The 8,128-nt window shown below is 43.5% G+C and carries 7 protein-coding genes; 3 read left to right on the top strand and 4 right to left on the bottom strand.

What is annotated here, in order from left to right:
• Positions 1-34 precede the first annotated feature (34 nt).
• Entirely contained in the window at positions 35-1,771 is a 1,737-nt protein-coding gene (gene dld / locus ACHUFM_RS01960; RefSeq protein ID WP_394179040.1) for a D-lactate dehydrogenase, read from the top strand.
• A gap of 79 nt (positions 1,772-1,850) precedes the next feature.
• Here dld and ACHUFM_RS01965 read toward each other — a convergent pair whose 3' ends face one another.
• The 3 genes from ACHUFM_RS01965 to ACHUFM_RS01975 all read right to left on the bottom strand — a co-directional run bounded on the left by ACHUFM_RS01965 (position 1,851) and on the right by ACHUFM_RS01975 (position 3,514).
• Entirely contained in the window at positions 1,851-2,153 is a 303-nt protein-coding gene (locus ACHUFM_RS01965) for a 4Fe-4S binding protein (RefSeq protein WP_394179042.1), read from the bottom strand.
• A gap of 88 nt (positions 2,154-2,241) precedes the next feature.
• A complete protein-coding gene (locus ACHUFM_RS01970) occupies positions 2,242-3,039 on the bottom strand; it encodes a DODA-type extradiol aromatic ring-opening family dioxygenase (RefSeq protein WP_394179044.1) in 798 nt (265 codons plus the stop codon).
• Positions 3,040-3,130: 91 nt separating this feature from the next.
• Positions 3,131-3,514, bottom strand: coding sequence for a DoxX family protein (locus ACHUFM_RS01975; protein ID WP_394179046.1), 384 nt, complete (start codon positions 3,512-3,514; stop codon positions 3,131-3,133).
• Positions 3,515-3,677: 163 nt separating this feature from the next.
• On the opposite strand from ACHUFM_RS01975, the gene ACHUFM_RS01980 reads away from it, so the two are divergent.
• Both ACHUFM_RS01980 and ACHUFM_RS01985 read left to right on the top strand, forming a co-directional pair.
• The gene (locus ACHUFM_RS01980) at positions 3,678-4,580 is read left to right on the top strand and encodes a LysR family transcriptional regulator (RefSeq protein WP_394179048.1); all 903 of its coding nucleotides are present in this window, start codon (positions 3,678-3,680) and stop codon (positions 4,578-4,580) included.
• A 49-nt stretch (positions 4,581-4,629) separates the two neighbouring features.
• Positions 4,630-6,111 carry a carboxypeptidase M32 gene (locus tag ACHUFM_RS01985; protein ID WP_394179050.1) on the top strand — a complete coding sequence of 494 codons (1,482 nt, stop codon included), beginning with the start codon at positions 4,630-4,632 and terminating at the stop codon, positions 6,109-6,111.
• Between the two features lie 1,252 nt (positions 6,112-7,363).
• Here ACHUFM_RS01985 and ACHUFM_RS01990 read toward each other — a convergent pair.
• Positions 7,364-7,729: a site-specific integrase gene (locus ACHUFM_RS01990; RefSeq protein WP_394179052.1), complete on the bottom strand. Its 366-nt coding sequence runs from the start codon at positions 7,727-7,729 to the stop codon at positions 7,364-7,366.
• Positions 7,730-8,128 lie beyond the last annotated feature (399 nt).

Below are 8,128 nucleotides of genomic sequence, written 5' to 3' on the forward strand. Positions count from 1 at the left end.
CGCCCTCATTCAACTCGTTGCGAAGTACAAAAAGATGACAAAAACCAGTTTCAGCTTAGATCTGGCCGCAGAATTGAAGGCCATTGTCGGAAATCAATACACTTTAACAGACGAAGACAAGAAGCAACCGTATTGCCAAGGTATTCGTTTGGGCAGTGGTAAAGCTTACGCTGTGGTGCGACCTGGCTCGCTGGTGGAAATCTGGAAAGTACTGCAAGCTTGTGTCAAAGCCGATGTGATTGTCATCATGCAAGCAGCGAACACAGGGTTGACGGGCGGTTCAACGCCCAGCGGTAACGATTATGACCGTCCTATTGTCATCATCAGTACCATGCGCATCGACGACATTCAGTTGATTGATCAAGGTAAGCAAATCATTGGTTTTGCAGGCAGTACCTTGTTCGGTCTAGAAGACACGTTAAAACCTTATGGTCGCGAGCCGCATTCGGTTATTGGTTCATCTTGTATTGGTGCGTCCATTGTGGGTGGTATTTGTAACAACTCGGGTGGTGCCTTGGTACAACGTGGCCCGGCTTACACCGAGTTGTCTCTCTATGCTCAAGTAACAGAAGAAGGTGAACTGCAACTGGTCAACAACCTAGGCATCGATTTGGGTTCTGAGCCAGAAGAAATTTTGTCTAACTTGGAACATAAACAATACCAAGATAAAGATGTTCACTTCCCAGATAAACGTGCTTCCGACAACGAATACCACGAGCGTATTCGTGATGTGGATGCGGATACGCCATCGCGTTTTAACAATGATAAACGTCGCCTTTACGAATCGTCAGGTTGTGCGGGTAAATTGGCCGTGTTCGCGGTTCGTATTGATACCTTCCCGATTCCAGAAAAACATCGTGTTTTCTACATAGGGACCAATGATCCAGCAGTGATGGAGCAAATGCGCCGTGACATGTTGTCGACCTTTGATAACTTACCTGTGTCGGGCGAATACCTGCACAGCAGCAGTTATGACATCAGTAAAAAATACGGTAAAGACAGCTATTTGGTAATCGACAAATTGGGCACCAAGTACATTCCGAAAATGTTTGCCATCAAACGTACCGTGGACCGTTGGGCGGGTAAGTTTAAATTTTTACCGAACAAATTGTCAGACCGTATCATGCAATACGCGAGTCAAATTTGGCCAAATCACTTACCTAAGCGTATGGAAGATTTCCGCGAAAAATACGAGCACCATTGGATAGTGGAAACCGCAAACGCGGGTGTGGACGAAGCACAAGCTTACTTACAGGAGTTCTTCAAAAACAACGAAGGCGATTACTTCGAATGTACTGAGCGCGAAGCGGATCAAGCCATTTTACACCGTTTCGTCACAGGCGGTGCTTTGACGCGTTACCACATCATGAACGGTAAAGACCTCGGTTCCATCATGACCATTGACGTGGCTTTTCCGCGTAATGAGCAGGATTGGTTTGAAGTGTTACCGCCAGAAATTGATGAGAAAATTGCTGTGAAAATGTATTACGGCCATTTCTTCTGTCACGTGATGCACCAAAACTACATCATGAAAAAAGGCGTTGATGGCAAAGCAGTGAAACAGCAAATTTTGTCCAGCTACGATGCCCGTGGCGCTGAATACCCAGCCGAGCATAATGTGGGTCATGAATACCTTGCCAAGCAGGATTTGCGCGATTTCTACAAACAGAATGATCCAACCAACAGCTTTAACCCAGGCATTGGTGGCACCAGCAAGTTTAAGCATTGGCAAGAAGCACATGACGATCACACTGGCTGTGGTTGCAAATAACGGAAGAGACGCCATCTTTACTAAAAAGCCGTTCAGTTGAACGGCTTTTTTATGGAAGAGTTAACTCAGCTTTATTCGGTTATCGTTTCTTAAGCGTAATGGCGTTTTCAGGGCAGGCGGAAACACATAATCCACATCCTTCACAAGCATCTATGTTCGGCATAAAAGCTTGTTGCCAACCATGGGCCATGCCTTTTAATTTTCCGATTAAAGAAAGTGTTGATCGCTCTGACTTAGGTAATATATCCATGATGAAAACGTCTTTAGGACAAACCACTTCACAGTCCGCTTTGCCTTCGCATTTATTACGATTAATGACGGGCACTATGGCACCGGCTTCGTGCTTGCACACCTTGTTTTGCTGAGAAGTTTGATCGTTCATAATGGTATCCTCAGATTTATCTGGTTTTAAAAATCCATGTCATGCGTAAGATAAGAGAGCGTATTTAAAAGTCATTCCTACAAAACAACTAACGCCACAAGAATCCCGCAATCCGCTTGCCAAATAACAGTCCTGTATAAATTTTTTCAGCATGCTTGGTTGTGTCCATCGCGGCCCCAAAGCAAACATGCATGGGCAGTAAATGATCTTCTCTTCGATGACAATCTCGTGCCGCTGGGGCAGACGCCCAATTCACTAAACGTTGCGTCGCTTTTTGAGACTGGGTACGAAGCAATGTTTCGGTTAACCAATCATCAAATTGTGCGCTGTGTTCATAGCTACCATCACGTTCGTGGAATGACATGCCTGACCCAATGATTAGCACGCCTTGTTCACGTAATGAGGCAATGGCTTGCCCTAACGCGATATGTTTCGCAGGGTCCAGAGAACGCAATAGCGACAATTGCACAACGGGAATATTGGCCTTTGGATACATCAGCATTAGCGGCACGAAAGTACCATGATCGTAGCCACGGTTTTCATCCAAAACACAATCGATTTTTTGAGCGGTGAGTAACGTCGCAATCTGTTGAGCAAGAGAAGGGCTTCCAGGAGCTGGATACTGGTATTGATAACATTCCTTTGGAAACCCCATGTAATCGTAGAACATTTGAGGGTTTGGTGAAGAAGATATCGCCGCGACGCGATTTTCCCAGTGGCCACTAATCATTAAGATGGCTTTGGGTGTTGGAAGCTCGGTAGAAATATTTTTTAAAAAACCGATTAAATCCCTATGTCCTGGTTCGTCTAAAAGAGGCATAGGACCGCCTCCATGAGGTATATATAAAACAGGCATCAATTTAATGGGTTGATGAATCTCCGTCATGAGAGCACCTACATAGGTTGGGATATTTAAAGATTATTAGCCAATAAAAGACGGTCTATAAGACCGTCTTTTATTGGGGAAAGGTCTGCTGTTAAGACAATTGATCGCTTTGCTTGTTAGAAAATAAGATACTGTCTTTCTTGTGAGCAAAGAAAATGATGATCGAGAAGATAAACAGCGCTGCAGCAAATGGGAAACCTTGTGGCTCGAAATTAAGGTGGAAGTACATTGCACCCACCATAATGATCGCCAAGCCCGCAGCGGCCAATGAGCTGAGACGTTTAATAAAGATGCCGATTGCGCCAGCGATCTCACAGACACCAATAAAATAGCCCATAGCAACGGGTAACCCAAGTAGTTCAAACGATTTATGCATCATAGGTACACCCATCAATTTGCCTGCACCACCTGCTAAAAAACCTAATGCCGTTAGTATCATAACAGCCCATAATCCATACTTTTTAAAGTTAGTCATAAGTCACCTTTTACTCTTTGTTGGTTAATTTTCGTTAGTATAGAGAATGTTTGGTTAATTAAAATTGATTGTATTTCAATAAGAATATAACTTATTGTTATGTTTTATTGAGTGCTTGCGGGTCCATCGTCGTGCTTGCCACAGCAAAATAACGGAGTCATTCATGACATTAGAGCAATTAAAAATGTTAAAAGCTGTGATCCAAGAGGGATCAATACAAGGTGCTAGCAACCGACTTTTTAAAACGCAACCAGCCATCAGTAAAGGGTTGCAGCAGTTAGAATCGGCCCTTGGCATTTCGTTGTTGGATCGATCTGGGTATAAGTTAAAACTCACTCAACAGGGAGAACTGATCTATCAAAAAGCCCTGCTGGTACTCGATCAGGGTGATCAGCTGAGTCAAATGGCGAATCACTTCAAAACAGGTTACGAAGCAAAGGTCGTGATAGCGGTGGATGCTATGTTTGATTTAGAAAGGCTGGCACCCATCTTTGACAGCATTCAAAAGGCGTTTCCTTTAACACAGATTATTTTAAAGCAAGAATTCATAACAGGTGGGATTGACGCCGTCGTGAATGAGAGAGCAGAGCTCGCTATCTCGGCATCGGAAGCCAGCTTTTTAGAGGGCTTTAAATTAGTGACGAAACACATATGCACACAAAGTATCATCAATGTTGCGGCCCCTAAAATGTTAGCAAGGCATCCACAATTAACCGATTCTTCTCAGTTAAGAGACGAATATCAGATTGTTGTGCAGGACTCGGGGAAATTGACTAAAAATGTCGAATTAGATGTGCAAAAAGGCCAAAGGAAATGGTATGTAAATGATTTCTACAGTAAGCGTACCTTGTGTTTAAGTGGTATCGGCTGGGGACGATTGCCATATTTTATGGTGAAAGACGATATTAAAAATGGAAAACTGGTTCCCATCGATCTGGCCGACACCAAAACACAGGTTGAAGTAAGAAGTTATGTGATGAAAGTAAAAGGGCAGATCCTAGGGCCTGTTGCCAATGAGTTATGGCATTTAATTAGTAAATTAGAAATCAGTTTAGAAACAGACTAAAACGCATTCAAAAGCCGTTACGACATTTGAGCAACGAGAGAACGAAACCATGTCAAATTACGATAAGTTAACGTCACACTACCAAACACTCAGCCACTTTCATCATGCTCAAGCTATGCTTGGATGGGATGCGGCCGCGAACATGCCGTCGGGCGGTAGCGAAGCGCGTTCCAACGCCATGGCTGAGCTATCGGTTCATATTCATCGCTTATCGACGCAGCCTCAGCTAGAAGACTGGTTTGGTCACGCTGAACAAGAATCCTTAAACTCCGAACAACAAGCCAGCCTACGTGAAATGAAACGCCAGTGGCAGCAAGCGACCATCCTTCCAGAAGACTTGGTGCAAGCGCAATCCATAGCAGGTTCGAAATGCGAGCATGCGTGGCGCGCCCAGCGTCAAGAAAATGATTGGTCGGGCTTCGAGAAGAACTGGAAAGACGTGGTCGCTTTGTCGCGCGAAGAAGCAAACATACGTGGCGAAGTACTCGGGCTAACGCCTTATGATGCCATGCTCGATAAATTCGAACCGGGCACCACAAGCGCATCGCTTAACACCTTATTTACTGACGTGAAAACTTGGCTGCCAGAACTGATTGAAACTGTATTGGAGAAGCAACAATCTGAATCCATCATCATGCCATCTGGCACTTTCTCCACCGCGACCCAAAAAGCCCTCGGCTTAGAAGTCATGAAATTGCTGAAATTCGACTTTGAGCGTGGGCGACTAGACCAGAGCGTTCACCCATTTTGTGGCGGCGTGCCATCCGATGTACGTATTACCACACGGTACGATGAGCAAGACTTTGTACAAGCCTTGATGGGCATCGTTCATGAAACTGGCCACGCCCGTTACGAACAAGGCTTACCAAAAGCCTTTGCTGGCTTGCCCGTTGGCGAAGCGCGCTCCATGGGCATTCATGAATCTCAATCGCTGTTTTTTGAAATGCAGATCGGTCGTAGCAAGCCGTTTATCTCTCACTTATCTCGACTGTCAGCTGAAGCTTTTAACGCACACAATGACCCTGTGTTTGCCGAACACAACCTCTACAAAATCTACACCCAAGTAGAGAAAGGTTTTATCCGTGTAGACGCAGACGAGCTAACCTACCCAGCTCACGTGATACTGCGATATGAAATAGAGCGAGACCTCATCAACGGCGTGATTGAACATACCGATGTACCAGAAATTTGGGACGAGAAAATGAAAGCCAGCCTGGGTCTTTCAACCAAAGACAACTACAAAAACGGCTGCATGCAAGACATACATTGGACAGATGGCGCCTTCGGTTACTTCCCTTCCTATACACTTGGTGCCATGTATGCCGCGCAATACAAAGCCAAAATGACACAAAGTGTCGATATAGAAGCGGCTATTCAAAGCGGCGACCTAAGCCCCATCTTCCAATGGCTTAACGACAACATCTGGTCACAAGCCTCGCTTCATACCACGGATGAACTGGTCAAACGCGCCACGGGTGAGACGCTCAATGCGGCGCATTTTAAGAAGCATTTAGAGGATAGGTATTTGTAGTAAATTCCGCTTATTCTTGACCCGAGTTATTTTCGGGTGCCTTTGATTGGAGAGCATTTTTCCGCTCTGCTGAGCGGATAACTTTTGCCAAACGATGCAAAACTCTTTATTTAAAGGAACGCAAAAAATTCTTTTTCAGAATTATAAGGGCTCATTGCTTTCAGATGTTGCCAATGTTTGCACAGGGTTCACTATTGTAAGGTGTTGAGCTGTTTTGATGCTTGGAGAAAGGTCTTCGGTTACTGGCTTGGGAAGACCATAAGGTCGCGCAATCAGGATCGCGTCGAGAATTTTCTGCTGATAAGCTTGTTACCTCTTTTTACGTTAAAAGCGTTTCACAGCTGACGGACTCTCATGTTCCTTCCCCTTATGTTTTCAAGGGGAAGGCTAGGATGGGGTTAGTCCAGCAACCTCACACAACCTCAGAGTAAATCACCAAATGTAGGTCTGATAAGCGCAGCGCAATCAGACACTTGCGAACTTCAAACCACGGAATGAACTCTAGTTTAAAAATTGCAATTCTTATTGGTAAAACTCAAAACGCTGTTCTATGATGAAGTTCAAGTAAGGGATGTACGAATAAGTTGATAAGGGATTTTCCTGCCTGATTAAAGTTCACATCCTATTAAATAAAAACGCATTTCGATTTCTTTTTGAGCAAAGAGTGACAACAAGATAGGTAAGACCGTGACTTGGAAATTCTGGGACTAACATCGTTTCATTGAAAACGCCAAAACGATGAGAACCAAGTCGGCGCAGTTTTGAATTAATAGGTCATCAGGGATATAAGCTAATAAAGCTTTACTAAAAATCCGAATAGATGGCTGCAAAACTATTCTTGTTGGATCTTGATTTTGCTTGCAAAAATCGGGGTGTCCATAGATGTTATGTGAAAACACCATGAGAATAAGTCTACTTTTAATAGCTCTAATTTCTGTAAGCTCAAATGCATGTATTGTTGGGCCTAGGACCATTTCTGACCCGAAAGAAATTGAATTTCATTTGGTTTCTGGTCAGGATTCCCTTTGTGATGGTTGCGACATGTTTGGTGCGGGGGCTGTTCCTGTGTATCAAGATCAACCTTTTTCACATGCTCTACTATCCGTATACAAGTCTTCAGAATTAGTATCAAAGTCATTGATATCTTCGAGTAGCTCATCTCAAATGATAGAGTTTTCGGCGATTATCAGTAACGCATCTGATGTGGAGTATGAACTTATTTTAGAGTACGGCACCGGGCGATGTACGTCCTTCAAGTACATTTACAGCTCGACGAAAAAGTCACATAACAAATCAAGCAAGCAGGACGCCGCAAGCGTCGTCCTTGTTTAGCATGCTGGAAGCCTAAATCACCTAATGGTTTATTCAGTAACTTGTTGTACAAAAAGGCGAGAGCATTCAAGGCAGACTTTTGGGTATTAATAGCAACATGCTGTTCAACGGCGAGAAACGATAAAAACGCTCTTACCTCTTCCGCGCTCATGTTTTGAGGATGTTGTAGCTTATAAAATCGAATGAAATATTTAATCCAATAAAGGTATGATTTTTCAGTTTTTAAGCTATGGCCGCGAAGGCGTAACTCATGTCGAATAAAATTAAGAAACGGACGGGATGGCATCACACACTCCTTGTGTATATGTTTAAATAAGTTGTATAGATATACAGTTTATTTTTTGGGTTGCCAATTTTTGGCGCGCTTTGCCTAAAAACTAATCATAGTATTGCGCGTTTTCGCTGGAAGAAAAATAAAAAGTCTTTTAGTATCAATGGATAGGGATATCCTCAGCAAAAATAACGCGCTGTGGATAAATGAAATAACACGCATGCTCGTTTTTCCAGTTTGGGATTTTGTTAATAGCTTTATAAAAGCATTAATTTTCAGTTTCTTATAAAGGTATTGTCGAAATTTTGGAATTGTCTAAACGCGCATGCGCACTATTAAAATAATGAAATGGACACCCCCTTCTATACTGAGTAGGTCAGTTTAAAAGGAGAACATCATGGATACGATTCATGC

This window comes from Marinomonas posidonica, assembly GCF_043643765.1.
Lineage (GTDB): Bacteria > Pseudomonadota > Gammaproteobacteria > Pseudomonadales > Marinomonadaceae > Marinomonas > Marinomonas posidonica_A.

Excerpts from the sequence above, each read along its gene's own strand:
- ACHUFM_RS01965 (WP_394179042.1), bottom strand. The coding sequence starts at position 2,153 with ATGAACGATCAAACTTCTCAGCAAAACAAGGTGTGCAAGCACGAAGCC.
- dld (WP_394179040.1), top strand. The coding sequence starts at position 35 with ATGACAAAAACCAGTTTCAGCTTAGATCTGGCCGCAGAATTGAAGGCC.
- ACHUFM_RS01980 (WP_394179048.1), top strand. The coding sequence starts at position 3,678 with ATGACATTAGAGCAATTAAAAATGTTAAAAGCTGTGATCCAAGAGGGA.
- ACHUFM_RS01985 (WP_394179050.1), top strand. The coding sequence starts at position 4,630 with ATGTCAAATTACGATAAGTTAACGTCACACTACCAAACACTCAGCCAC.
- ACHUFM_RS01975 (WP_394179046.1), bottom strand. The coding sequence starts at position 3,514 with ATGACTAACTTTAAAAAGTATGGATTATGGGCTGTTATGATACTAACG.
- ACHUFM_RS01990 (WP_394179052.1), bottom strand. The coding sequence starts at position 7,729 with ATGCCATCCCGTCCGTTTCTTAATTTTATTCGACATGAGTTACGCCTT.
- ACHUFM_RS01970 (WP_394179044.1), bottom strand. The coding sequence starts at position 3,039 with ATGACGGAGATTCATCAACCCATTAAATTGATGCCTGTTTTATATATA.